This window comes from Streptomyces sp. NPDC048291 (assembly GCF_043201715.1).
Taxonomy (GTDB): domain Bacteria; phylum Actinomycetota; class Actinomycetes; order Streptomycetales; family Streptomycetaceae; genus Streptomyces.
On the sequence record NZ_JBICZC010000008.1, the window covers coordinates 21,151 to 45,257 of the forward strand.

The window sequence follows — 24,107 nt, forward strand, 5'->3', positions numbered from 1 at the left end:
CCGCCCCGGCGCGGCGGTCTTCCCCCGGAGAGACGACACATGCACACGGTCCTGCTGCTGGCGGACGTACCGGCGCAGACGCTGCCCGCCAGATCCATGATGGCCTTCACCCTGGTCACGCACATCATCCTGGTGCCGCTGGGCGTGGCGCTGCCGCTGATCACGCTGATCATGCACGGCTACGGGCTGCGGCGCGGCGATGCGACCGCCCTGCTCCTGGCCCGGCGCTGGTCGGCGGTGATGGCCGTCCAGTTCGCCATCGGGGTCGTCACCGGCACCGTCCTCTCCTTCGAGTTCGGGCTGCTGTGGCCGGGCATGATGGGCCGGTGGGGGGATGTCTTCGGGCTCGGTTTCGGGGTGGAGGGGTGGGGCTTCTTCCTGGAGGCCGTCCTCATCGCCGTCTACCTGTACGGCTGGCGGAGACTGCCCGCCCGGACCCACTTCCTGGTCGCCCTGCCGTTGCCCTTCGCGGCCCTCGTGGGCGCCTTCGGGATCATCGCCGCCAACTCGTGGATGAACACGCCCCAGGGCTTCAGCCTCGACGCCGCGGGCAACCCCGTGCACGTCGACGTCCGCAAGGCGATCTTCACGCCCATCTTCGGCCCGGAGTACTGGCATTTCGTCGTGGCGATGTTCGTCACCGCGGGCTACGTCACGGCGGGCGTCTATGCCACGGGCTGGCTGCGCGGCCGACGCGACCGGTACCACCGGCTCGGCTTCACCATCCCCTTCACGTTCGCCGCCGTGTTCACACCGGTGCAGTTCGTGCTGGGCGACTCCATCGCCCGGCAGGTCTTCCAGAAGCAGCCGGTCAAGTTCGCCGCCATGGAGATCGTCTGGAAGACCGACACCCACCAGACGGAGTACCTGTTGGGCCGGCTGCACCCGGACGGGACGGTCTCCGGCGGCATCGGGATCCCGCAGCTCGACTCCGTCCTGGCCGGCTTCCGCCCGGACACCCGGGTCACCGGACTCACCTCGGTCCCCGCGGCCGACCGGCCGACGCCCACTCAGGCCACCATCGCCCACTGGGCCTTCGATATCATGGTCGGGATCGGCTCCCTGCTGCTCCTGCTCGCCCTCTGGTACGGCGTCCTGTGGCTCTGGAAGCGCCGGCTGCCCGTCTCCCCGTGGTTCTTCCGCGCCGCGGCGTGCGCGGGCGTCGCCTCCGTGGCCGCCGTCGAGTGCGGCTGGATCACCACCGAGGTGGGCCGCCAGCCGTGGATCGTGTACCAGAACATGCGGGTCGCCGAGGCGGTGACGGCGACCCGCTCCGCCAGCCTGTGGATCATGTTCGCGCTGGTCGTCGTCGTGTACGTGTTCGTCTTCGGGTCGTTCCTCGTCGTGCTGCTGAAGATGCGCACACGCTGGCGGATCGCCGACCGGACGGGCGGACCACGGCCGCCGGAGGAGACACCGGAGACGGAACCACCGGAGACGGACACCCCGTACGGGCCGCGCGCCACCGGGAGCCGGCTGTGATCGCCGGGGTCGTCGCCGTCGTCCTGCTGCTGGCGATCGCCGCCTACGCCTGCGGCGGGGGCACCGACTACGGCGCCGGTTTCTGGGACCTGACCGCGGGCGGAGCCGAGCGCGGCAGGCGTCCGCGGTGGCTGATCGACCACGCGATGGAGCCCGTCTGGGAGGTCAACAACGTCTGGCTGATCTTCGTTCTGGTCGTCATGTGGACGGGTTTCCCCGTCTTCTTCCAGCGGGTCTTCACCACGATGTGGCTGCCGCTGGCGCTGGCCGCCGTGGGCATCGTGCTGCGCGGCGCCGGGTTCGCACTGCGCAGGCCCGTCCAGCGGCTGGCCGGCCGGCGCCTGTACGGGGCGGTCTTCGCCGTCTCCTCGCTGCTGACGCCGTTCTTCCTCGGCGCCGCGGCCGGCGGGGTGGCCTCGGGCCGGGTGACCGCCGCGACGACGGCGTCCACGGACGCCTGGGCCAACCCCACGTCCCTGCTGTTCGGGCTGCTGGCCGTCGCCGCCACGGCGGCGCTCGGCGCGGTCTTCCTCGCCGCGGACGCCCGCCGCTTCGACGCCCCGGACCTGGACCACTACTTCCGCCGGCGGGCCTTCGGCGCCCTCGCCGCCGTCGCCGTACTCGCCGTCGTCACCCTGGTCGTCACCCACGGCGACGCGTCCCACGTCTGGCACGGCCTCACCCACGGCGTCGGTCTCGTCTTCGTGATCGTGGCCGTGCTGGCCACGCTCGCCACCGCATGGCTGCTGCTCCGGCCCTCGGGGGGCTGGTCCCGGGTCACGGCGGTCGGCGTGGTCGCCTCCGCCGTCATCGCCTGGGGCATGGCGCAGCGCCCCTATCTCATCCCGACCTCGCTGACCGTCGCCGAGGGCGCGGGCGCCCACACCACCCTGCGCTGGCTGGTGATCGTCACCGTCGTCGCCCTCGTGTTCGTCTTCCCCGCGGTCGCCCTGCTGTACTGGATGGACACCCACGGCGAACTGGAGGGCCTCACCGACGCCGACCTGCGCCGCGGCGGCACAGGTGACGAAGGCTGAGCCTGGCCCGGGCCAGTGCTTCTCAAGAGCCTCGTTCAGGGCGACGGCCGAGTCGAGGCGCGGCGATCGGCGGGGAGGACCGGCCTGTCCGGCCAGCCACGGCTCAGGGGCAGCCGCCCTGAGCGGTGCGCGTCGCGTTGTTCGGTCACCCAACGGGCCCTGGTGGCCCCGGGGTCGATCTGATGGTGCGTCAGTGGCTCGCGAGGGCCGGAACCGGCCGCCACAGGGCGAATCGAGCATGGCTCCAGTGGGTCACTGTGAGCTTGGCGCACGGTGGTGTCGACGAGGGCGGGAGCCACAGTGACTCATGTAGACAGCTTCGGCGTCTCATCGAACGACGGGGCGGACCACAGAGGCGAGGCCGATCCGGTACTGCGACTTGTGGACGACGTGTACAACGGTCGTCGCTTCGACCGACTCGACCACTACTACGCGCGGGGGCATCAGGAGCATGACCCACGGGTCGCCTCCGGACACGAGGGCCTGATGAGGTTCTGGAGTGAACTGACACACGGTTTCCCGGATCTTTCGGTGGCCGTGGACGCCCTGCTCGCCGACGGCGACCGCGTCATGGCGTTCATGACCTGGGAAGGGCGGCACACCGGCAGTTTCGCCGGGCAGCGCCCCAGCGGCCGGAAGCTGGAACTGCGTACCAGTGAACTCTTCCGGATGGAGGCGGGCCGTGTCGCCGAGCACTGGGCCGTCGTGGACTACTCCGTCCTCAGGACGTTCGGCGCGCTGCCCTTGCAGGGGCCGGGGCCGGAGCGGCCGAGGCTGCTCGGGGCGCACAGCGCTGTCGAGCGGGCGAACTCGGCCACCGTGCTGGGCGCCTACCGGGAGGTGATGACCGAGCACCGGCTCGATCGGGCGGGCGCCTACTACGAACGGGACTACCTGCACCACAATGCGCAGATGCCCGCCGTTCCGCACGGAGTCGAGGCGTTCAAGGAGTACTTCGCCGGGAACTTCGCCGCGTTCCCCGACCTGACCGCCACCGTGGACCATCTGCTCGCCGACAGGGACAGGGTGATGGTGTTTGCCACCTGGCGTGGGCACTTCACAGGTATGTCCCGCGGACGGACGCCGACGGGACGCCGGCTGCTGATGCGTACCTCCGACCAGTTTCGCCTGGTCGACGGGAAGGTCGCGGAGCACTGGGAGGTCGTGGACTACTCCGGGCTGCAGGACGCCGGTATCCCGGTGCGTCCGCTCCCGGATGCCTGAGCCCGGGAGGGCGGGAGGCACGGGACCACGGCCGGTGCGGCCGTGGTCCCGTGGTCCGTCCCGGTCCGCGTGGGCGCCGTCAGTCGACCTCCGCGAGTGCCTGGCTGAACTGCGCCGCGTACAGGCGGGCGTAGGCGCCACGGGCGGCGAGCAACTCGGTGTGGCTGCCCTGTTCCACGATCCTGCCGGAATCCATCACCAGGATCAGGTCGGCGTCCCGGATGGTGGAGAGCCGGTGGGCGATGACGAAGCTGGTCCTGCCCTGGCGTAATGAGTGCATCGCATTCTGGATCAGCAGCTCGGTGCGGGTGTCCACCGAACTGGTCGCCTCGTCGAGGATCAGGACGGCCGGATCCGAGAGGAAGGCCCGGGCGATGGTGATCAGCTGCTTCTCACCGACGCTGACACTGTTCGTCCCCTCGCCCAGAACGGTGTCGTAGCCGTCCGGGAGGGTACGCACGAAGTGGTCGACATGGGTGGCCATGGCCGCCTCGACGACCTGCTCGTGAGTCGGGTCCGTCCCCCCGTAGGCGATGTTCTCCGCGATCGTTCCGCCGAACAGCCAGGTGTCCTGGAGCACCATGCCGAAGTTCGAGCGCAGGTCGTCGCGGGACATGGTGGCGATGTCCACCCCGTCCAGGGTGATGCGTCCCGCGGTGACCTCGTAGAACCGCATGAGCAGGTTGACCAGAGTGGTCTTGCCCGCCCCGGTGGGGCCGACGATGGCTACCGTCCGGCCTGGTTCGACCGCGAGGGAGAGGTCCTCGATCAGCGGAGTCTCCGGTGTGTAGCCGAAGCCGACGTTCTCGAACCGGATGCGCCCGTCCACCTGCTCCGGGCGCGCGGGTACGACCGGATCGGGAGTCAGCTCGGGTTCGTCGAGGAAGGTGAAGACGCGTTCGGCGGAGGCGACGCCGGACTGGATCACGCCGGCCATGCTCGCCATCTGGGTGAGGGGAGCACTGAACTGGCGGGAGTACTGCATGAAGGCCTGCACGTCACCGATGGACAGACCACCGGCGGCGATGCGCAGACCGCCGAGGACGGCGATCAGCACGTAGTTGAGGTTGCCGATGAAGAGCATGGCGGGCTGCATCGTCCCGGAGACGAACTGGGCCCTGGCACTCACCGCGTAGAGGGCGTCGTTGTGCTCCTTGAAGGTGACCGCCGCCTCCTTCTGCCGCCCGAAGACCTTCACCAGGTCGTGGCCGGTGTACATCTCCTCGACGTGTCCGCTGAGCCGGCCGGTGATGGCCCACTGCTGGGCGAACCCGCCCTGGGCCCGTTTTCCGATCATGGCGGCGACGTAGACGGAGACCGGCACCGTGACGGCGGCGACCAGCGCGAGCAGCGGAGAGATCAGGCACATCACGGTCAGCACACCGATGACCGTGAGAACGGAGTTCACGATCTGACTGAAGGTCTGCTGCAACGTCTGGCTGACGTTGTCGATGTCGTTGGTGACCCGGCTCAGCACCTCGCCGTGCGGTTGCCGGTCGAAGTAGCCGAGCGGCAGCCGTGACAGCTTCGACTCGGCGAGTTCTCGCAGGCGGAAGGTCGACCGTTGCACGATGACCGCGGTGAGCCGCCCCTGGACGAGGATCAGCAGGGCGCTGACGCCGTAGACGACCGCCGCGAGAAGGAGGACGCCGCCCACCCGGTCGAAGTCGATGCCCGCCCCGGGCACGGCGTGCATGGAGGCGATGGCGTCGGCCTGCGCGTCGTCGCCCCGCGCGTGCAGGGCACGGACGGCTTCCGCGGTGGTCGTACCGGAGGGCAGGTGGCTGCTGACGACTCCGGAGAAGATGACGTCCGTGGCGTGGCCGAGGATCTTCGTGCCGATCACCGAGAGGGCGACGCTGATGGTGCACACGCCGAGCGTGGCGGTCATCAGCGCTCGTTCGGGACGCAGCACGGCGAGCAGCCGGCGGCCGGTGCCCCGGAAGTCGTCGGCGGGCCGGGAGCGGCCGCGGCCACCGGATCCGCCGGTCCGGGGGGTGCTCTCCCGGGCGGGGGGCCGGCCGGAGGTTGGGGGACTGCTCATCAGACGGGCTCGCTCTCGGTGAACTGGGACGACACGATCTCCTGGTAGACCGGGTTGCCGCCGAGCAACTCGGCGTGGGTGCCCGTGCCGACGACCCGCCCCTCGTCGAGGATGACGATGCGGTCGGCGTCCCGGATGGTGCTGATGCGCTGAGCGACCAGCACGATCGCGGAGTCGGCCGTCTCCCGGGCCAGCGCCGCGCGCAGGGCGGCGTCGGTGGAGGCGTCGAGCGCGGAGAAGGAGTCGTCGAAGAGGTAGATACGGGGACGGTGGACCAGGGCGCGGGCGATGGCGAGTCGCTGGCGCTGGCCTCCGGAGACGTTGGTGCCGCCCTGGGAGATCTCCGACTGAAGCCCGCCGGGCATGTCCTCGACGAACGCGCGGGCCTGAGCGGTCTCCAGGGCGCGCCACAGTTCCTCGTCCGTGGCGTCGGGTTTGCCGTAGCGGAGGTTGGAGGCGACGGTGCCCGAGAAGAGGTACGGCCGTTGCGGGACAAGGCCGATCGTGGACGAGATGGAGTCGGGGCCGAGCGTGCGGACGTCCAGCCCGTCGATGCGTACGCAGCCGGCCGTGGCATCGATCAGCCGGGGGACAAGACGCAGCAGCGTGCTCTTGCCGCTGCCGGTGCGGCCGATGACGGCGGTGGTCTCGCCGGGGCGTGCGATCAGGTCGATGCCGCTGAGCACCGGCTGTTCGGCGCCGGGGAACCGGAACTCCACGTCGTCGAGCCGCAGTTCGCCACGGGGGGTGGCGGGCGCGACGGGCTGCGCCGGTGGTGTGACGCTGGTTTCCGTGCCGAGCACCTCGACGATGCGTTCCGCGCAGACCTCGGCCCGGGGAATCGTCATCAGCATGAAGGTCGCCTGGACCACCGACATCAGGATCAGCACGAGATAGGTGAGGAACGCGGTCAGGGACCCGACCTGCATGTCCCCGGAGGCGATGCGGTGTCCGCCGAACCACAGGACGGCCACGGACGAGCCGTTCATCACCACCAGGACCGTCGGATACATCACCGCCATCAGCCGGCCGACCCGCAGGTTCACCTCGGAGACCTCGGTGTTGACCTCTGCGAAGCGCCGGCGTTCCCGCAGGTCGCGGACGAAGGCCCGGATCACCCTGGCTCCGGTGATCTGCTCCCGCAGTACGCCGGTGACCCGGTCGATACGGCTCTGCATGAGGCGGAACTGCGGGTTCAGCCTGCTGACGATCACGGCGATGGCGACGGCCAGGACCGGGACGGCGATGAGCAGGACGACCGAGCTGGCGGCGTCCTGCCGCAGCGCCAGCACGATGCCGCCCAGGCAGGTGAAGGGCGCCACGACCATGAGGGTGAGCGTCATGAGTACGACGGTCTGCACCTGCTGCACGTCGTTGGTGGTGCGGGTGATCAGCGACGAGGCGCCGATCCGATCCAGTTCCCGGGCGGAGAAGTCCTGCACGTGGTCGAAGACCTCCGCCCGTACGTCACGCCCGACGGCCATGGCGACGGTGGCGCCGAAGTACACGGCGACCAGGGAACAGACGATCTGGAGGAACGCCACGGCGACCATGAAGCCGCCGGTGCGGAGGATGTACGGGGTGTCTCCCGCCACCACACCCTTGTTGATCAGGTCGGCGTTCAGCGTGGGGAGGTAGAGGGTCGCCGCCGACTGCGCCAGTTGCAGTGCCAGGATGGCGGCGAGGGCTTTGCGATGGGGAGGCAGATGGGCTCGTAAGACCCTGATCAGCACGATGGGGCTCCGGAAGTGTGTCGGCCGGTGTCGGCCGAAGGCGGTGGCGCGAGGCCGAGTTCGGTGGAGAAGCGCTCCACCGCGGTACGCAGGAAGCGGCGGACGACCGGCTCGTCGGCCGGGTCGACGTGGTCGAAGAACCCCTCGAAGACACGGGACAGCTCGGCGTCGGACACCGACAGGCGCTGCCGCCCGGCTTCCGTCAGATGGAGCCGGACCACTCTTCGGTCGACCTCCGAGCGGCGCCGCTCGATCAGCCCGTCCTTCTCCAGGGTGTCGACGACGCCGGTCAGGGTGGAAGCCGCGACCATGGTCGCGGCGGCGATCTCCTTCGACGTCTGGCCGTCCGCCTCGCCGAGCCGGCGAAGGACGTTGAACGCGGTCCATCCGATCCCCAGGCGCTCGTTCAGCAGCCGGACCCAGGTACTGCCGGACAGCCGTGCCGCGAGTGCGAACAACTGTCCGATGGGTACGTCGCCGTCGAGGAGCTGAGGGGCCCCCGGCTCTGATCCCTCAATATACTTCATGGCCTCATGATTAGGTACCGAAATACATTGGGTCAAGTGGGTGCCGCGCGGCCCGTCGGCGTCCTGCGGTCAGACCTCGGGCCTGCCCCCGTTCGTGAACTCCCTGACGAGAAGCAGCTCCAGCTCGCTCAACGGCTGGTCGGGGACCAGACGTTCGGGGCCGCCGGGCGGCGGGGCACCGAGAAGCCATCCGCCTACGGACATCGAACAGACGCCTGTCTGCATGGCGCCGTACGCGACCAGGCTCTGCCAGAGCGAACGGGCACAACGGCGCAGTAACGTCCTCATGTCTGCCGACCCTTCCGTGGCACCGGCCGGAGCGGATCTTCGCCCGGTGGATCCAGAGTGAACGTGGTGGTGTGGGGCAGACGGTCGCCCCAGCCGGCCCGGCGTTCCAGGAAGCCGGGCTGGGCGGTGACGACGACCAGGAGCGGAACCTCGCCGGCCGTGCGCACGGTGCCGTCGATGAAGCTCAGCAGCATGTCGTCGGCCCGGTGCAGGTCTTCGAAGACCGTGATCAGCGGGCGCACCGCGGCCGCCTGCCGCAGCGTGCTCCGCCAGGCGGTGAAGGCCTCGTCCACCTGCACGCTCGGACGCGCGGGGAGGCCTGCCGCGAGCGGGTCCAGGGTTTTCAGCGTGTTCGCCAGTACGGTGAGGCCGCCCGGCCGTTCGTGGCCGCCGGGCGGCATCCGGCCGACCACGCACCGAACCGCTCCCTCGTCCTGGCGGACGGCATTGCGGAGGCGGGCGACCAGCCGGCTCTTCCCCGCGTGCGGACGGCCCAGGACGGTGACGAGGTGCGGCTGCCGCCGACGCCGTACGAGGTCCAGCACGCCGAGCAGCATGCCGAGTTCCGGATCGGTGCGTACGGGCCGGCTCCCGGACCGCCCTGTGGTCGCCGGCCCGGGTGAGGACGGTCCCCTGCCGCCGCCCCCGGCCGTCACCGTCATCGCTCCCTGCGCCGACGGGGTGAGGGCCGGATCGTGGTTCAGGATGGCCCGCTCCAGCTCCCGCAGACCGTGGCCGGGCTCGAGTCCCAGCCCTTCGAGCAGGGCGGCACGGTGCCGGTGGTAGACGCGCAGGGCGTCGACCTGCCGGCCGCAGTGATACAGCGCGCGCATCAGCAGGCCGCACATCCGCTCCCGCAAGGGGTCCTGGTCGACCGCCGCCTGCAGCTCACCCACGACCTCGTGATGGCGACGGCAGGCCAGTTCCGCCTCGTAGCAGTCCTCGCGCGCGGCCATCCGCTCACTGCGCAGGCCGGCCAGCTCCGCCCAGGCGACGCCGGACTCGGCGAGATCCTCCAGCGCCGGACCCCGCCACATCGCGAGGGCCTCTCGCAACAGCCGTGCCGCGCTGCCGAACGAGCCGTCCGACAGTTCCGTCCGGCCCCGGGCGGCGGCCCGTCGGAACGCGACGAGATCCAGGCATTCGGGATCCAGCCGCAGCGTGTATGCGGGGCCGCGGCTCACCAGGGCCGTGACGTCGGCGTGCACCCCGTACTGCCGGAGGGTGCCACGCAGCCCGGAGACCGCGTTCTGCAGCATCTTGCGCGCCGTGCGGGGTGCTTCGGCCGGCCACAACGCCGACACCAGATCACGGGTGGTGACGGCGTGGTTGGCATGCAGGAGCAGGAATCCCAGGGTGGCGCGTTGCGTGAATCCGCGTACGGGCAGGACGAGGTCGTCGCTCACGACCTCCAGCGGGCCCAGTATCCGGAACCCGACCGCGCGCTCGCCTGGGGTGGGTGGACATACGGTGCGTGCCGGCAGTCCGTCCACGGGGGCACTCCTCGTCAGTCGGCGTCGGGAGCCGCGGACCGCTCGGCAAGGGACCGCAGCCGCCGGCGGTCCACCTTCCCGGAGACGGCCAGTGGCAGTTCGGTGTGGAACGTGATCCGAGCCGGAACGTGCAGCGGTGTGAGCGCGGCGGCCACGTGGCGGCGCAGTTGCTCCGCGGTGCACGTGGCCCCCTGCCGCAGAGCCACGTCCGCGTGCACGTGCTCCAACTCGTCCGAGTCCCGTACGCCGTACACGACGGCGTTCGCGACGTCCTCGTGGGAAGCCAGCGCCTTCTCCACCGCCGCCGGGTGGATCTTGGTCGCGCGGGACTTGATCACGTCGCTGAGCCGTCCGGTGAGGCGCAGATAGCCCTGGGCGTCCAGATGGCCGAGGTCTCCGGTACGCAGCCAGCCGTGCCGGAGCGTCCGCGCGGTCAGAGCGGGGTCGCCGACGTATCCGGACATCATGTTCGGGGATTTCATCCACACCTCGCCGGTGCGCCCCGGAGGCAGTTCCCGTTCGGTCTCCGGATCGCGGACGCTCAGGCCGACCTCGGGGAACGGGCGGCCCACCGTGGACAGCAACTCCGGGCTGCGGTGGTCCCGCGGGCCGAGCAGCGTGATCCTCCCGCCCTCGCTCGTACCGTAGTTCTGCATCAGGGCGTCGCCGAAGAACCGGACGGCCTGGGCAAGGCGTTCCGGCGACGCGGGGCAGCCGCCGTACATGAGCTGGCGCAGTGAGGAGACGTCGGTGTCCGCGAGCGCGTGGTGGTCGAGCAGGGCGTACAGCTGGGGCACCGCCATGTAGGTGCCGGTGATCCGCTCGGTCTCTATGGCCGCGAGAGTCCGCCCCGGTTCGAAACGCTCGTGGAGCACGACGGTGCCGCCGGCGGCGAGCACGATGTCCAGGATCACGCCCACGGCGTGGCTGACCGGGGTGACGACCAGGAACGTGACCTTCGCCGCGTTCCGAAGCGCCGGATAGGCGGACAGCACCGTGCTGTTCCAGCCGGTGAACGACTGGCGGATGCCTTTCGGCCGGCCGGTGCTGCCGCTGGTGTAGGTCACGACCGCGGTGTCGGGCTCGTGTGCCGGAGCCGGCCGGCCCGCGGGGACGTCCGCCGCGGTGAGAGCGGGGATCCCGGCCCCGCACTCGCCGAAGCCGGCCAGCCGGACCGGAGGGGACAACAGGTTTGCCGCGGCCTGCCCGGTCCGGGCGTTCGCGGGGTCGACCACCAGCAGGTCCGCGCCCGTCTCGCGGAGGATCTCCGCCTGGTCGGCGGCCGGCAGGGCGGGAGCCCCCGGTCCGGGGTTCGTCGAGCGCACGTACACGGCAGTCGCGCCGAGCAGGTGCGCGGCGTAGCGAGCGGTCAGTGCCAGGGGGCTGTTGGCCTCCGTCAGCACGCCGACCGTGGTGCCCGGGCCCACACCCAGCCGGCGCAGGCCCTCCGTCGCGAGGCCGATGTCCCGGTGGAAGCCGCGTGCGGAGACCGATGTGCCGCGCCAGCGCAACGCCGTGTCGTCCCCGCGGAGCCACAGGCTCCTGAGGATGGCCTGCACGTAGTGGGCCGTATCGCGCTCCGGCTCTCCGGTGGACACGGGAATGAGTGCTGCCACGGTGATCCAATCTCGGGAGGTGGGACGGGCCCGAATCGGGCGACGGGCATCGCGGAGGGCCCATGGTGTCCGGCGGTTCTCGAGATTCGATGGGGAAGGCCTGGTGGAGTGATGCCGGCCGGACCGGCCGGGACCGGAGCAACTGCGGTCCCGGCCGGCCCCGTCCGGGGGCGGCGGCGCGGCGAGGCGCTATTCCTGGACGCGGGCGATCTCCAGCTCGCGCCAGATCTGGTCCAGGACCTCCACGAATTTCTGCACGTCGCTGAGCGTGTGCACGGCCGCGGGCGCGACCCGCAGGATCTCCTGGCCGGTCCGCACGCTGGGAGCGTTGATCGCCTGCACGTAGATGCCGTGGCGATCGAGGAGCAGCCGGGAGGCCTGCTTGCTGGTCGCGTCGTCACCGATGAACACCGACACGATGTGGGAGCCGTCGGAGAGGAAGGGGATGCCCCGTTCGGTGAGCAGACGGTGGAGCAGGCGGGCGTTCTCCGCGAGGGCGTCACGTTCGCGTTCCGACGCCCTGAGGTGCCGGACCGCGGCGAGCGCACCCGCGGCGACGGCCGGCGGCAGGGACGTGGTGAAGATGAACGAGCGGGAGAAGGCCCGGACGGCGTCGACGAGAGGCGCCGGCCCGGCGATGTATCCCCCCGCGGTGCCGAACCCCTTGGCCAGAGTGCCCATGACGACGGTGAAGTCGTCGGCGATCCCCTCGCGCGCCGCGATACCGGCTCCCTGGGGGCCGTACATGCCCACCGCGTGCACCTCGTCGAGGAACGTGGTCGCTCCGTACCGCTTCGCGAGATCGCTGATCTCGGACAGCGGTGCCACGTCGCCCGACATCGAGTAGACCGATTCGAGGACGATCATCTTGGGCCGTTCGGGATCGGCGGCCGACAGCAGTTCCGCCAGGTGCGCCGGATCGCTGTGGCGGAAGATGCGCTTCTCCGCACCACTGTGCCGAAGGCCATCGATGATGGAGGCGTGGTTGAGCTCGTCCGAGAAGACCAGGCAATCCTCCATCCGGCCGGCGAGCACCGACAGCGAGCCGTCGTTGGCGGTGTATCCGGACGTGAAGAGCAGGGCGTCTTCCTTGCCGTGCAGATCTGCCAGTTCCTTTTCCAGCAGCACGTGGTAATGGTTGGTGCCGCCGATGTTCCGTGAACCGCCGGAACCGGCGCCGAATTCGTCGACGGCACGCTTCACCGCCTCCAGTACGTCCGGGTGCTGTCCCATCCCCAGATAGTCGTTGCTGCACCAGACGCTGATGTCGGAGGTGTCTTCAGTGCCCTTTTTCCAGGTGCGGGCACTCGGGAACCTTCCTGCCCTGCGGCCTATCTCAAGGAACTCCCTTTTCCTTTCCGATGTTTCTTCCATCTGCTCCGAGAAGAGGTCAAGATGCTGCGGCACGGCGCTGACCCGCTTTCTGTCGAGTGAGTTTCCTCGCGGCCCGAACGGACCTCGATCACGGTAGGGAGATGCCGTGCGGCCTGTAAAGGCGGATGTTCCGGTGTGCGTCCACCGGCGGGTAATTCTTCATCCATCGCACTTTCCCGGCCCGATTGCCGGGCAATTGACGGCCGACTGAACATTCCGCTCAACAGCAGCCGGGTACGCGTGCCATGCTCATGGGCCTCGGTCGTGCATGTTCTGAACAATTCCCCTGCGGAGGTCGACATGTCCCTCTCGGTGGCTGCCATCCTTGCCGAATCCGCCCTGCGCCGCCCGGATCATCCGGCGCTCGTCTTCGGCGCCGCCCGCATCACCTATCGGCACCTGTGGGACGGGGCGGCACGGTATGCGGCGGTCCTGCGCGAGCACGGGATCGGTCCCGGCGACCGGGTCGCGCTGCTGCTGCCCAACACGCCTCATTTCCCGATGGCCTACTTCGGCGCGCTCGCCCGCGGCGCGACGGTGGTCCCCGTGCACGCCCTGCTGCGCGCGGACGAGATCGCCTACGTGCTGCGGGACTCGGCGGCCAAGGTGCTGGTGTGCGCGGCGCCGTTGCTGCCGGAGGGCGGTCCCGCCGCGCGTTCGGCGGGAGTCCCGCTGCTGACGGTGATGGCGGCGGAGGACGACCCGGCCCCGCGTCTCGACGTGCTCGCCGAACGTGCCGTTCCGGTCGAACGCCCCGTTCCGTGCGAGCCCGACGACATGGCGGTGGTCCTCTACACCTCGGGCACCACCGGACGCCCCAAGGGCGCGATGCTCACGCACCTGAACATCACCATGAACGTGGACACGACGATGCTGTCGCCCTTCGATCTCCGTGCCGACGACGTCCTGCTCGGTGCGCTGCCCCTGTTCCACACCTTCGGTCAGATCTGCGGCATGAACACGTGCTTCCGGGCCGGCGCGACGCTGGTTCTCATGCCACGATTCGACGGCCGTCAGGCCCTGGAACTCATGGTGCGTGAGCGGTGCACCGTCTTCATGGGGGTCCCGACCATGTACACGGCGTTGCTGGAGGCCGCCCGGAACAGCCCGGCCCGGCCCCCTCTCGACCGTGTCTTCTCCGGCGGCTCGGCCCTGCCGGTCGCGGTCCTGGAGCAGGTCCAGGAGACGTTCGGCTGCCCCGTCTACGAGGGGTACGGGCTGACCGAGACCTCACCGGTGGTCGCGTACAACCAGAAGGCGTGGCCGTGCAAGCCGGGCACGGTGGGCCGGCCGATCTGGGGTGTCGAGGTCGGCATCGCGCGTGCCGACGTCGAGGGCAGGATCGAACTTCTCCCCGACGGGGACCTGGGGGAGATCGTCATACGCGGCCACAACGTGATGGCCGGCTACCTCAACCGGCCGGAGGCCACCGCCGAGGTACTGGTCGACGGCTGGTTCCGCTCCGGCGACCTCGGCCGGACGGACGCCGACGGCTGTCTGGTGGTGGTCGACCGCAAGAAGGACATGGTGCTGCGGGGCGGCTACAACGTGTACCCGCGCGAGGTGGAGGAGGTACTGGTCCGCCATCCGGCCATCGCGCACGTCGCGGTCATCGGTGTTCCGGACGAGACGCACGGTGAGGAAGTGTGCGCCGTGGTGGTGGCACGAGGAGGCGTCCGTACGGACACGGAGCTCGCCGGGCGGATCGTGGAGTGGAGCAGGAGCCGCCTGGGCGCGCACAAGTACCCGCGCCGGGTGGAGTTCGTCGAAGGCTTCCCCCTCGGCCCGAGCGGCAAGGTCCTCAAACGCGAGCTGGCCCTCCGCTTCGGCGGTTCCCGGGCCGCCTGACCCGGGGCTGCTGGAGGCCGGCTCGACACCAGGTGGTGGGAGCGTCCACGGCGGCCGTCCGTACGCGAAGGCCTGGGAGCCTCGGTGCCGGAACAGCCAGTCGTCGAGTGCACTCAGACACGGAGAGCGTCGTCATGCTGCCAATCACCCCGGTTCCCTCCGCCCACCTGCCCGGGAACGCGTCGCGCCTCCGGGCCGCCGGCACCAGCACCCTGCTGTCCCAGCTCCTCCTGGCCACGGGGGCCACGAACGTGGTGGAGTGCGGATCCGCCGACGGGGACCTCACGGTCCGGATCGCCCGGGCCCTGAGCGCCAACGGCCGTGGCCGGGTGATCGGTTGCGAAGCCGACCGACATCGGGCCGGGCGGGCCCGAGGCGCGCTGGAACGAGTGGGGCTGACGGCGTACGGCCGTGTGGTGCCGGGCGTGCCCGGGGATCTGCTGGCTGCCGTCGAGGGCCCCGTCGATCTGCTGGTGCTCGGGGGTGAACCCGGCCAGTTCCTGCCCGCGCTCGGTCTGTTCGAGCCCCGGCTGCTGCCGGGGGCGGTGGTCGTGACCCGCACCGGCGCGGCCGGTGCGGAGGACGCCGCGGACCTCCTGGTCCGCCTGCGTGCCGCGGACAGCGGCTACGTCTCCCTCCCCCTGACGCTCGACGGCGGTCTGGAGCTGTCCGTCCGTGTGGACTGACCTTCCACCGTCGCAGGAAGCGGGGTATGCGCACATGACATCCGAACAGCAGGCGGCCGCGCCCGGGACACGGCTGCGGGTCGCCGAGATCGAGTGCCTCTACGGCGCCATGCTCGACTGCCTCACGCCCCCACCGGCGGAGCGGCCCGAGCCGGCCGCGGATCACGATCTTTCAGGCTCGCTCGAGCAGTCCTCCAGAGCGTGACCGCACCGTGGTCCCCGCAGCAGGCCTTCCGAAGATTCCGAGGAGAGTTGTCATGAGCGACGCTTGGCTCGTCGGTACCTGGAACACCCGGCTCGACGACGACGGCAAGGCCGTCCCGGGACTCGTCACCTTCTCCGCCGACGGTGGGGTCGTGTCCGTTCAGGCGAACACCAAGAGCGTGGGCCTGGGCACGTGGCGGTCCACGGGGCCCGGCACCTTCGCGTACGAGTTCCGCATCCTCGCCGTGAACGACGAGGGGCAGCATGTGGGGCACGCCCACGTCACGGTGGAAGGGGAGTTCGTCTCCGCTTCCGGCTGGCACGGCACCGGAGGCGCCGAGTTCCACGACCCGCAGGGCACCAGGCTGCGTGGCCACTCCGGCTCGAAGGTCACCGCCGACAAGCTCGGTGCCTCCGAATGAGGCTGCGAGAACGCCTCGGCGGCGATCTGGTCCTCCCCGGCGACACCGGTTACCCACTGGCCCGTCAGGTGCAGAACACGGAGTACGACGCGGTCCTTCCGGCGGCCGTCGCGTACTGCGAGACCCCGAAGGACGTCAGCGCGTGCGTACGGTACGCCGCGGAGCACGGGCTGCGCGTCCATGTGCGCAGCGGTGGACACAGTTTCAACGGCTGGTCCACCGGGACCGGCCTGGTGATCGACGTCTCCCGGATGCACCTGGTGGCCGCCGACGGCCCGACGGTACGGCTCGGAGCCGGCACCCAGTCGCTCGACGCGCTGGACGCCCTGAAGGAGCGGGGACGCCAGATCGTCACGGGTACCTTTCCCACGGTCGCCGCCGCCGGCTTCCTCACCGGCGGCGGCATCGGCTGGCAGACCAGGAAGTTCGGGGTCGGCAGCGACCGCATGGTCTCCGCCCGGGTGGTGCTGGCCGACGGCACGGCCGTGCGCTGCTCCGCGGACGAACACCCCGATCTCTTCTGGGCGTTGCGGGGCGGCGGTGGCGGCACCTTCGGGATCGTCACCGAGATCGAGGTACGGCCGATCGACGCGCCGCTCCTCATCGGCTACGAGACGCTCTGGGCGTACGACGACGCCGTCCAGGTCCTCGCGGCCTGGCAGGCCTGGTGCGTCGAGGGCGCCGACGAACTCGGCTCGTCCCTGGTGGTGCTGCCCGGCATGTTCGGTCCGGGCGGCAGGCCGGTGGTCAGGATCTGGGGCGTCCACCTGGGGCCGGCCGAGGTCCTCGAACGAGCGCTCGACGAGCTCGCCGAGCGGGCCGGCAGCAAGCCGATGAGCCGGACCGTGGGCACCCACGGGCCGTACGCCGACGTGCTGCACGAGGCGATGTGCGGCTCCAAGACCGTCGCCCAGTGCCACCGCACCGGAACCGCCCCCGAGGCGGAGGGACATCGGCATCCCTGGACCCGGCAGAGCTACCGGCTCACCTCACGGGCCGTCACCGAGTCCGAGGCGGCGTCCCTCCTCGCGGCCTGGAACCCGGAATCGGATCAGGAGCGGTATCTGCTGTGCATCGCCGTCGGCGGCGCCGCGAACCGGGTCGATTCCGCCGAGACCGCGTACGCGCACCGCACCGCACAGTTCCTCACGGGCTACCAGCTCGCGTGCCGGGACCCTGAGCCGACGCCCGGCACCGTCGACGAGTTCACGGCCTGGGCCGACCGCTGCGCCGCTGCACTCGCCCCGCTCGCCTGCGGCTCCTACATCAACTTCCCCAGTTCCCGCGTGACACCGGGCTGGGAGACGGACTACTACGGCGCGAACCACGACCGGCTGTCCCGGGTGAAGAGGACCTATGACCCGGGGGACTTCTTCCGGCACGGGCAGAGCATCGGCAGCCGGCCGCTCACCACGGAGGCGGGCTCATGAAGACCGATCTGCGCGACAAGGTGGTGCTGGTCACGGGGGCGTCCTCGGGCATCGGACGCGCCACCGCCGTGGCGTACGGCGCCGAGGGCGCGCGCGTCGCCGTCACCTACCACACCGGAGAGGAACGCGCGCAGGAGACGGCCCGGCTGGTCGCCGAGGCGGGCGGTACCCCGCTGGTCCTGCGCTACGACCTCGCCGACGAACGGTCCGTCCGTGACGCGGTGTCCCGGATCGCCGAGGAATGGGGCCGGATCGATGTCCTGGTGGCGAACGCCGTCGTGTGGAGCGAGGCGATCCCGCGTCCCGGCAGGCCGGTTCCCCGCTTCGAGGACGTCCCGCCCAAGCAGTGGCAGGAGGTGCTGCGGACCTCGGTCGACGCCGTGTTCCACACGATCCAGGCTGTGCTGCCTCTGATGCGCGGGTGTCCCTGGGGCCGCATCGTGATGATCGGTGCCGGACTGGCGGACACGGGCAAGTCCGGTGCCGGCGCGTACGGGGCGGCCAAGTCGGCGCTGTACGGGCTGACCCGCAGCCTCGCCTGGGAGCTGGGTCCGGAGGGCATTCTCGTCAACATGGTCGTCCCCGGCCAGACGCTCACCGAGACGGTACTCGCCAACGTCCCCGCCTCCTTCGCGGAGGAGAAGGGCAGGTCCCTGCCGTCGGGGCGGATGTCCCTGCCGGAGGACGTGGCGAACGCCGTGGTCTTCCTGGGCTCCGCCGCGAACGGGAACACACATGGGGAGACCCTGCGGGTCACCGGGGGTGCCTGATGGACGTACGCGCTCTGGACGGGGACGCCCCGGCCACGATCGCCGCGCTGCTTCCCGGGTTCCGGGAGACCATGCGGCGTGAGCTTCCCGCCGATCCTCCGGTGACCGCGGAGCTGCTCGCGCGCCTGCTCCAACGCCGGCACGGTGCCGACCGCGTCCTGCTGGCCGCCTTCGACGGGACGGAACCCGCGGGAATCGTCAAGCTCGGCCTCGACCTGGCGGATCCCGACGGTCCCGGGCACGGCTCCCTGTGGGTCTTCCCGGGCTTCCGGCGCCGGGGGCACGGCCGGGCACTCGTGGATGCCGCGCTGGCTGCCCTTCGAGAGCGCGGACGCGGTCCGCTCCTGGTGGACGCCCCACGAGGAGAGGCGGCGGACGGCTTCGCCGCCCTCGTGGGCGCCCGGCGCACGGCGGTGAACGCGCGCAACCGGCTGGCGCTGCGGGGACCCGCGCACGCGGCACTCGCGGCCGCCGCCGCCCGGCCGGTTCCCGGCCACGGGCTACGGCGCTGGGCGGACCGCTGCCCCGACGACCTGGTCCACTCCTACACACGCGCCTGGGGAGCGCTCGACGCCCGGGTGAACGGGCAGGCCAAGGTGCGTGAACCGACCGTCGAGGACGTACGTGCCCGGGAGGCGGAAGCAGCGCGGGCGGGACACCGGCAGTACGTCACGGCGGCCGTCGGCACCGACGGCGACGTCGTGGCCTACAGCACCCTCTTCGTGCGGGCCAGCCCGATGGCCGACGCCGGGGAGACTTTCGTGGTGCCGGACCTGCGCCGACGTTCGCTGGCCACCTGGGTCAAGGCCGACCTCCTGCTCACGGCCGCCCGCGAGAACGCTCACCTGGCCGTGGTCCAGGCCTTCAACGAGACCAGCAACGCCGCCGTCATCGCGCTCAACCGAAGGCTCGGTTTCAAGACCGACTCCCACTGGGCGACCTATGCGCTCGAAGACCTGGAAGGATCTCCGCGATGAGTTCCAGCGACACCCCCGTGCTGATCGTGGGGGGCAGCCTGGTCGGGTTGTCCACCGCGCTCTTCCTCGCCCACCACGGTGTCGCGTGCACCCTGGTCGAACGCCATCCGGGCACGTCGATCCACCCCCGTGCGGTCGGCTACTACCCGCGTACCGGCGAGCTGTTGCGCCAGGCCGGTGCGGAGGAGGCGGCCAAGCGGGCCGCGTCGGGGTTCGAGAACCACCGGACGCGCGCCGGAGTGGAATCGCTCGCCGGTGAAGTGCTCTTCAGCCGTGAGGAGTTGGCGGGTGCGGACGATCTGGGTGACGTCACCCCGGCGCGATTGCTGTTGCTTCCGCAGGACCGGCTGGAGCCCGTGCTGCGAGCTCGTGCCGAGGAGCTCGGCGCCCGCCTCCTGTTCGGCACCGAACTCCTCTCGTTCGAGGAGGACCCGGAGGGCGTCACAGCGGTGCTCGGTGCCGCCGACGGCACCTCCCGTACGGTGCGCAGCGACTTCCTGGTGGCCTGTGACGGCCCGGACAGCACGGTGCGCGAGACCCTCAAGGTGCCCCGGCACGGCCGAGGCGTGCTCTCCCGGCATGTGAGCATCGCCTTCGGCGCCGATCTGAACCAGGTGCTCGGGGACCGTCGTTACAGCGTTGTCCACGTCAAGAACGCACAGGTCACCGGGATCCTCGTGCATGACGACACGCTGACCGGCGGGACCCTGATCGTCGGCCGCGACGCGGCGCACGAGGAAGACCTCGACACCTTCACCGACGCTCGCTGTGCCGAGCTGGTGGGCGCGGCTGTCGGCGCGCCGGGGGTCGAAGTGACGATCCGTTCCCGCTTTCCCTGGGACATGGCCGAGCAGATCGCCGAGGGGTACGTGCACGGGAGGGTGCTGCTGGCCGGCGACGCGGCCCATGTCATCCCGCCGACCGGTGGCTACGGCGCCAACACGGGTATCGCCGATGCGCACAACCTGGCCTGGAAGCTCGCGCTGGTGCTCCAGGGTTCGGCGGGTACGGCCCTCCTGGACACCTACGACGCGGAGCGCAGGCCGGTGGGGGAGTACACGGCACAGCAGGCGTCGCTCCAACTGGCCGTGCGCTCGGGAACCGCCGGCCCCGAGCAGCGCGCCGAACTGGTCGACGAGCTCACGGTGACGATGGGACAGTCCTACCGGTCCACCGCAATCGTCCCCGAGGCGGGGCACGAGCAGCGCCCGGACCCCTGCGATCCCCGTAGCCTGCGAGGCGCCCCGGGCACCCGTGCGCCGTACGCGCTACTCGAAGGCCGCAGCGGCCCGGTCTCCACGCTCGACCTGTTCGGGGAGGGCTTCGTCCTGCTGGCCGGTGAACGCGGCACGCCCTGGGCCGTGGCCGCGACGGCCGGTGCGCGGCGGTGGGACGCCGACGTCACCGCCTGGCGAGTGGCCGCGGAGAGAGCGGACGAGGCGGGCGTCCTCAGGGATCCCGAGGGGCGCTGGGCCGACCGGTACGGAGTGGGAGCCGAGGGCGCTGTGCTCGTCCGGCCCGACGGGTACGTGGCCTGGAGGTCGGCCGGCGCAGAGCCCGCCGGCGACGAGACCCGGGTGCTGACGGAGGTGCTGCGCGCCGTGCTGGCGCGCATCTGACGGCCCGCCCCCGTGCGCTGCTATCCGGGTTCCGTGCCGTGCGGCAGGTGGGCCAGGGCGTCCACGTACTTGATCAGCAGCCGGGCGAACTCCAGCCGCTCCTCTTCCGGCCAGGCCCGGGTGATGTGCTCGTACGCCGCTCTCTGGTGGCGGCGGAACCCCGAGAGCATCTCCTTGCCGACGTCGGTGAGTTGCAGGATCGTGCGACGGCCGTCGAGCTGGGAGGCGGCGCGGGCCAGGTAGCCCGCGGAGATGCAGTCGGACACCATGCGGCTGGCCACCGAAGGGTCGACGGCCAGTCGCTCACCGATCACACCCACGGTGACCTCCTGCCCGTCGGGGCTCGGCCCCTCCTCCACGAGCCCCAGTACCAGGGTCCTGCTGAGGTCCTTGCGGGACAGCGGCCGCTGCGCGTTGAGCGCGGCGGCGCGCCGCAGCCGGGAGAAGGCCGGGCCAACGGCATCGAGCAACTCGGCGGCAGCCGGCGGCGAGGGCGAGGGGTCCATGGAAGACATCCTAGGTGAGCTCTTTGAACCGCGTCTGCATATGCGTAACGCTAAGCAAGTGTGTGCGGATCTGCATATGATCCGGAAGTTCCGTCCCCCTCCCAGAAAGGCTGACCCATGACATCCGACCAGGACTTCGACGTGCTCGTCGTCGGCGGTGGTCCGGTGGGCATGCTCCTCGCCGCCGAACTGCGGCTCGCGGGAGTTCGCCCGGTTGTCCTCGAACGGCTGCCGGAGCGCTCGCCGCACTCCAAGGCGTTCGGGCTGCACGCCCGCTCGCTGGAGTCGCTCGACCGGCGGGGTCTGCTCGCCCGGTTCCGCGACGGGGCCCGTTCCTGGAACAACGGGCACTTCGCCGGGCTGGACGAGTGGGTGGACTTCTCCCTGCTCGACAGCAGGCACGGCTATGCGCTGCTGTCCGAGCAGACGCGGACCGAGCGGCTTCTCGAGGAACACGCCCGTGACCGAGGTGCCGAGATACGCCGCGGGCACGAGGTCACGGCGGTGCGCCAGGACGCGGACGGCGTCGTGGCCGACGTCGTCGCCCCCGGCGGTGCCTATTCGCTGCGCGCCGCCTACGCCGTGGGCTGCGACGGCGGACGCAGCCTGGTCCGGCGGGCCGCCGGCATCGGATTCCCGGGTACCGGAGGGCGGGTCACCGCCCGGCTCGGTGACGTCGTGCTGGCCGATCCGGAGCACGCCCCGATGGGGATGGAGCGCACCGGGCGGGGGCTGCTGTTCTGCGTGCGCCTGGACGACACGTACCACCGTGTCGCCACCTTCGACTTCGAGCGGGGAAAGAACCCCGACGACGACCTGGACCTGGAGGAGCTGAGCGCCAGCCTGCGGGAGATCTGGGGCGACGACCTGGGCGCGCACTCCCCGCGCTGGCTGTCCTGGTTCACCGACTCGGCCTGCCAGGCCGAGCGGTACCGGGAAGGGCGCATCCTCCTCGCGGGCGACGCCGCGCACACCCACTTCCCGGTCGGCGGGCAAGGGGTCAACCTCGGTCTCCAGGACGCCTTCAACCTCGGCTGGAAGCTCGCCGCCGAGATCCGGGGCTGGGCCCCGGACGGGCTCCTCGACAGTTACGACCGGGAACGCCAGGTGCCCGCGCGCAAGGTCCTGGAGAACACCCGCGCACAGATCGCGCTGATGAACCCCGATCCCTATGTCACCGACCTGCGCGTCCTCTTCACCGATCTCATGCGTGGGGAACAGGTCAACCGCCACCTCGCCGGGATGCTGAGCGGCGTCACGGTCCGGTATCCCGTCGAGGGGCCCGGGCACCGGCTTCTCGGCGACTTCGCCCGGGACCTCGACCTCCGGACGGGCGACGGCAAGTGCACCCTCCCGGAACTGCTGCACGAGGGCGCGGGTGTGCTGCTCGACCTCGACGGGAGCGGCCGGATCGGGGAGGCGTTCGAGGAGTGGGGCGGGCCGGACCCGGCGCCGGCCCGGGTGCGTCATGTGCGGGCCGAGTGCGACGAGGAGCCGGAGCTCGCGGGCCTGTTGGTGCGCCCCGACGGTTATGTGGCGTGGGCCGCGGACCGTGCCGCGTCCGACCGCGAGGTCGGCGACGGGCTGCGCGCCGCGCTCCGGGCGTGGTTCGGAACGGCCTGAGAGCCGCCGCGGGCAACGAGTGGTGACCACCTGCAAACATGTGTATGCTTGCAGGTACGTGCTTGAGAGCATGTAAATGCAACCCGCATGTCGGGCGGAGTCCCAGGCTGTGTCCTCGGACTCGAGAGACCTCCTGAGTTGGGAGAAATCATGCGTATCGTCCGCCACGACGAACACGGGGCGCCGGCAGTGCTGCGCGTCGAAGAGGTGGAGAGGCCGCAGCCCGGTCCGGGTGAGGTGCTGGTCCGCGCGGAGGCCATCGGCGTGACGTTCGCCGAGGTCCAGCGCCGCCGGGGAATTCCGATCGGCGGTCATGCGGACCTGCCGGGAGCTCCGGGTGGTGACGTGGCCGGCGTCGTCGAGGCGCTCGGCGAGGGCGTCACCAACGTCAGGGTGGGTGACCGTGTGGTCGCCGATGTGGACCGAGGCGCCTACGCCGACTATGTCGTCGCGGACAGCGCCTGGCTCATCGCCCTGCCCGAGGCCATCGACGCGGCCGAGGCCACGCTGCTGCCCAGCCCCGCCCAGACCGCCTACCACGCGATCAAGGAGTCCGGTCAGCTCAAGCCGGGCGAGACCATTCTGATCGACGCCGCGTCCGGCGGGGTCGGGCACCTCGCGGTGCAGATCGCCAAGGCCATGGGCGCGGGCAAGGTCATCGCGACGGCCAGCACCCAGGCCAAGCTGGACTTCGTGCGCGGCCTCGGGGCCGACGTCACCGTCAACTACACCGATGACGACTGGGACGAGCAGGTCAAGGCCGCGACCGACGGCCGGGGCGCCGATGTCGTCCTGGAGACCGTGGGCGGGGACATCCTGACCAAGAGCGTCCAGCTCACCGCCCAGTTCGGACGGCTGGTCTTCTACGGCTCGGCCAGCGGGACCATGCAGCCGATCCACCCGCTGGCCCTCAGCCGGATGAAGACCGTCGCCGGATTCGCGCTGTACGCGATGCTGTACAACCGTCCGGAGGCCATCGCGGCCGGACAGCGCGATCTGTTCGACATGATCCTCAGCGGCAAGGTCCGGCCGGTCGTGCACGAGCGCCTCGCCCTCACGGACGCCGTGAAGGCGCACGAACTGATGGAGGCCCGGGCGCACATCGGCAAGATCGTTCTGGTTCCCTGACCCTTACAAGCTGCGGCCGACCGTCGTCATCCCCCGAGGCGGTCGGCCGCTTCGTCATGCCCGAACCGGACAGCGG

General features: G+C 70.8%; 21 protein-coding genes. 13 read left to right on the top strand and 8 right to left on the bottom strand.

Translation table 11 applies throughout. The features are described 5' to 3' along the window. Positions 1-39: 39 nt before the first annotated feature. The 3 genes from ACGF5O_RS22200 (at position 40) to ACGF5O_RS22210 (ending at position 3,743) form a co-directional block, all read left to right on the top strand. Positions 40-1,482 carry a cytochrome ubiquinol oxidase subunit I gene (locus ACGF5O_RS22200; RefSeq protein ID WP_393811590.1) on the top strand — a complete coding sequence of 481 codons (1,443 nt, stop codon included), beginning with the start codon at positions 40-42 and terminating at the stop codon, positions 1,480-1,482. After that, positions 1,479-2,519 carry a cytochrome d ubiquinol oxidase subunit II gene (locus ACGF5O_RS22205; protein ID WP_393811591.1) on the top strand — a complete coding sequence of 347 codons (1,041 nt, stop codon included), beginning with the start codon at positions 1,479-1,481 and terminating at the stop codon, positions 2,517-2,519. Before ACGF5O_RS22200 ends, ACGF5O_RS22205 begins: the two co-directional genes overlap by 4 nt. A 300-nt stretch (positions 2,520-2,819) precedes the next feature. Continuing rightward, positions 2,820-3,743 (top strand): ester cyclase, encoded by a 924-nt coding sequence (locus ACGF5O_RS22210; protein ID WP_393811592.1) that lies wholly within the window; start codon positions 2,820-2,822, stop codon positions 3,741-3,743. A 79-nt stretch (positions 3,744-3,822) separates the two neighbouring features. Here ACGF5O_RS22210 and ACGF5O_RS22215 read toward each other — a convergent pair whose 3' ends face one another. From ACGF5O_RS22215 to hemA, 7 genes are all read right to left on the bottom strand, one after another. Then, positions 3,823-5,787 carry an ABC transporter ATP-binding protein gene (locus ACGF5O_RS22215; protein ID WP_393811593.1) on the bottom strand — a complete coding sequence of 655 codons (1,965 nt, stop codon included), beginning with the start codon at positions 5,785-5,787 and terminating at the stop codon, positions 3,823-3,825. Next, entirely contained in the window at positions 5,787-7,520 is a 1,734-nt protein-coding gene (locus ACGF5O_RS22220; RefSeq protein WP_393811594.1) for an ABC transporter ATP-binding protein, read from the bottom strand. The genes ACGF5O_RS22215 and ACGF5O_RS22220 overlap by 1 nt, the downstream gene beginning before the upstream one ends. Continuing rightward, positions 7,514-8,047, bottom strand: a complete 534-nt coding sequence (locus ACGF5O_RS22225) for a MarR family winged helix-turn-helix transcriptional regulator (RefSeq protein ID WP_393811595.1) — start codon at positions 8,045-8,047, stop codon at positions 7,514-7,516. Before ACGF5O_RS22225 ends, ACGF5O_RS22220 begins: the two co-directional genes overlap by 7 nt. Before the next feature lie 69 nt (positions 8,048-8,116). Further along, the gene (locus ACGF5O_RS22230; RefSeq protein WP_393811596.1) at positions 8,117-8,335 is read right to left on the bottom strand and encodes a DUF6059 family protein; all 219 of its coding nucleotides are present in this window, start codon (positions 8,333-8,335) and stop codon (positions 8,117-8,119) included. Then, entirely contained in the window at positions 8,332-9,741 is a 1,410-nt protein-coding gene (locus ACGF5O_RS22235) for a BTAD domain-containing putative transcriptional regulator (RefSeq protein ID WP_393811597.1), read from the bottom strand. Before ACGF5O_RS22235 ends, ACGF5O_RS22230 begins: the two co-directional genes overlap by 4 nt. Positions 9,742-9,842: 101 nt before the next feature. Continuing rightward, positions 9,843-11,444: a class I adenylate-forming enzyme family protein gene (locus ACGF5O_RS22240; RefSeq protein WP_393811598.1), complete on the bottom strand. Its 1,602-nt coding sequence runs from the start codon at positions 11,442-11,444 to the stop codon at positions 9,843-9,845. A 189-nt stretch (positions 11,445-11,633) separates the two neighbouring features. After that, positions 11,634-12,818, bottom strand: coding sequence for a 5-aminolevulinate synthase (hemA, locus tag ACGF5O_RS22245; protein WP_393811925.1), 1,185 nt, complete (start codon positions 12,816-12,818; stop codon positions 11,634-11,636). Positions 12,819-13,118: 300 nt separating this feature from the next. Here hemA and ACGF5O_RS22250 point away from each other — a divergent pair, with 300 nt between their 5' ends. From ACGF5O_RS22250 to ACGF5O_RS22285, 8 genes are all read left to right on the top strand, one after another. Then, the gene (locus ACGF5O_RS22250; RefSeq protein WP_393811599.1) at positions 13,119-14,666 is read left to right on the top strand and encodes a long-chain fatty acid--CoA ligase; all 1,548 of its coding nucleotides are present in this window, start codon (positions 13,119-13,121) and stop codon (positions 14,664-14,666) included. A gap of 134 nt (positions 14,667-14,800) precedes the next feature. Continuing rightward, positions 14,801-15,352 (top strand): O-methyltransferase, encoded by a 552-nt coding sequence (locus ACGF5O_RS22255; RefSeq protein ID WP_393811600.1) that lies wholly within the window; start codon positions 14,801-14,803, stop codon positions 15,350-15,352. 34 nt (positions 15,353-15,386) lie between these two features. Then, entirely contained in the window at positions 15,387-15,557 is a 171-nt protein-coding gene (locus tag ACGF5O_RS22260) for a hypothetical protein (protein ID WP_393811601.1), read from the top strand. A 52-nt stretch (positions 15,558-15,609) separates the two neighbouring features. After that, positions 15,610-15,978, top strand: coding sequence for a hypothetical protein (locus tag ACGF5O_RS22265; RefSeq protein WP_393811602.1), 369 nt, complete (start codon positions 15,610-15,612; stop codon positions 15,976-15,978). Beyond that, positions 15,975-17,408, top strand: coding sequence for an FAD-binding oxidoreductase (locus ACGF5O_RS22270; protein WP_393811603.1), 1,434 nt, complete (start codon positions 15,975-15,977; stop codon positions 17,406-17,408). Before ACGF5O_RS22265 ends, ACGF5O_RS22270 begins: the two co-directional genes overlap by 4 nt. Next, positions 17,405-18,178 (top strand): SDR family NAD(P)-dependent oxidoreductase, encoded by a 774-nt coding sequence (locus tag ACGF5O_RS22275; protein WP_393811604.1) that lies wholly within the window; start codon positions 17,405-17,407, stop codon positions 18,176-18,178. Before ACGF5O_RS22270 ends, ACGF5O_RS22275 begins: the two co-directional genes overlap by 4 nt. Further along, positions 18,178-19,155, top strand: a complete 978-nt coding sequence (locus ACGF5O_RS22280; protein WP_393811605.1) for a GNAT family N-acetyltransferase — start codon at positions 18,178-18,180, stop codon at positions 19,153-19,155. The genes ACGF5O_RS22275 and ACGF5O_RS22280 overlap by 1 nt, the downstream gene beginning before the upstream one ends. Further along, positions 19,152-20,774, top strand: coding sequence for an FAD-dependent monooxygenase (locus tag ACGF5O_RS22285; protein WP_393811606.1), 1,623 nt, complete (start codon positions 19,152-19,154; stop codon positions 20,772-20,774). Before ACGF5O_RS22280 ends, ACGF5O_RS22285 begins: the two co-directional genes overlap by 4 nt. Before the next feature lie 20 nt (positions 20,775-20,794). On the opposite strand, the gene ACGF5O_RS22290 is transcribed toward ACGF5O_RS22285, so the two are convergent. Then, positions 20,795-21,289, bottom strand: a complete 495-nt coding sequence (locus tag ACGF5O_RS22290; RefSeq protein ID WP_393811607.1) for a MarR family winged helix-turn-helix transcriptional regulator — start codon at positions 21,287-21,289, stop codon at positions 20,795-20,797. Positions 21,290-21,397: 108 nt separating this feature from the next. Here ACGF5O_RS22290 and ACGF5O_RS22295 point away from each other — a divergent pair, with 108 nt between their 5' ends. Both ACGF5O_RS22295 and ACGF5O_RS22300 read left to right on the top strand, forming a co-directional pair. After that, the gene (locus tag ACGF5O_RS22295; RefSeq protein WP_393811608.1) at positions 21,398-22,903 is read left to right on the top strand and encodes an FAD-dependent monooxygenase; all 1,506 of its coding nucleotides are present in this window, start codon (positions 21,398-21,400) and stop codon (positions 22,901-22,903) included. 150 nt (positions 22,904-23,053) lie between these two features. Next, positions 23,054-24,031 carry a zinc-binding alcohol dehydrogenase family protein gene (locus tag ACGF5O_RS22300; protein ID WP_393811609.1) on the top strand — a complete coding sequence of 326 codons (978 nt, stop codon included), beginning with the start codon at positions 23,054-23,056 and terminating at the stop codon, positions 24,029-24,031. The last annotated feature ends 76 nt before the right edge of the window (positions 24,032-24,107 follow it).

What these genes read in the sequence shown, in the direction of transcription:
- ACGF5O_RS22265 (WP_393811602.1), top strand. Translation starts at nt 15,610, where the DNA reads ATGAGCGACGCTTGGCTCGTCGGTACCTGGAACACCCGGCTCGACGAC.
- hemA (WP_393811925.1), bottom strand. Translation starts at nt 12,818, where the DNA reads ATGGAAGAAACATCGGAAAGGAAAAGGGAGTTCCTTGAGATAGGCCGC.
- ACGF5O_RS22300 (WP_393811609.1), top strand. Translation starts at nt 23,054, where the DNA reads ATGCGTATCGTCCGCCACGACGAACACGGGGCGCCGGCAGTGCTGCGC.
- ACGF5O_RS22260 (WP_393811601.1), top strand. Translation starts at nt 15,387, where the DNA reads ATGACATCCGAACAGCAGGCGGCCGCGCCCGGGACACGGCTGCGGGTC.
- ACGF5O_RS22225 (WP_393811595.1), bottom strand. Translation starts at nt 8,047, where the DNA reads ATGAAGTATATTGAGGGATCAGAGCCGGGGGCCCCTCAGCTCCTCGAC.
- ACGF5O_RS22270 (WP_393811603.1), top strand. Translation starts at nt 15,975, where the DNA reads ATGAGGCTGCGAGAACGCCTCGGCGGCGATCTGGTCCTCCCCGGCGAC.
- ACGF5O_RS22295 (WP_393811608.1), top strand. Translation starts at nt 21,398, where the DNA reads ATGACATCCGACCAGGACTTCGACGTGCTCGTCGTCGGCGGTGGTCCG.
- ACGF5O_RS22250 (WP_393811599.1), top strand. Translation starts at nt 13,119, where the DNA reads ATGTCCCTCTCGGTGGCTGCCATCCTTGCCGAATCCGCCCTGCGCCGC.
- ACGF5O_RS22200 (WP_393811590.1), top strand. Translation starts at nt 40, where the DNA reads ATGCACACGGTCCTGCTGCTGGCGGACGTACCGGCGCAGACGCTGCCC.
- ACGF5O_RS22230 (WP_393811596.1), bottom strand. Translation starts at nt 8,335, where the DNA reads ATGAGGACGTTACTGCGCCGTTGTGCCCGTTCGCTCTGGCAGAGCCTG.
- ACGF5O_RS22285 (WP_393811606.1), top strand. Translation starts at nt 19,152, where the DNA reads ATGAGTTCCAGCGACACCCCCGTGCTGATCGTGGGGGGCAGCCTGGTC.
- ACGF5O_RS22280 (WP_393811605.1), top strand. Translation starts at nt 18,178, where the DNA reads ATGGACGTACGCGCTCTGGACGGGGACGCCCCGGCCACGATCGCCGCG.
- ACGF5O_RS22275 (WP_393811604.1), top strand. Translation starts at nt 17,405, where the DNA reads ATGAAGACCGATCTGCGCGACAAGGTGGTGCTGGTCACGGGGGCGTCC.
- ACGF5O_RS22255 (WP_393811600.1), top strand. Translation starts at nt 14,801, where the DNA reads ATGCTGCCAATCACCCCGGTTCCCTCCGCCCACCTGCCCGGGAACGCG.
- ACGF5O_RS22290 (WP_393811607.1), bottom strand. Translation starts at nt 21,289, where the DNA reads ATGTCTTCCATGGACCCCTCGCCCTCGCCGCCGGCTGCCGCCGAGTTG.
- ACGF5O_RS22215 (WP_393811593.1), bottom strand. Translation starts at nt 5,787, where the DNA reads ATGAGCAGTCCCCCAACCTCCGGCCGGCCCCCCGCCCGGGAGAGCACC.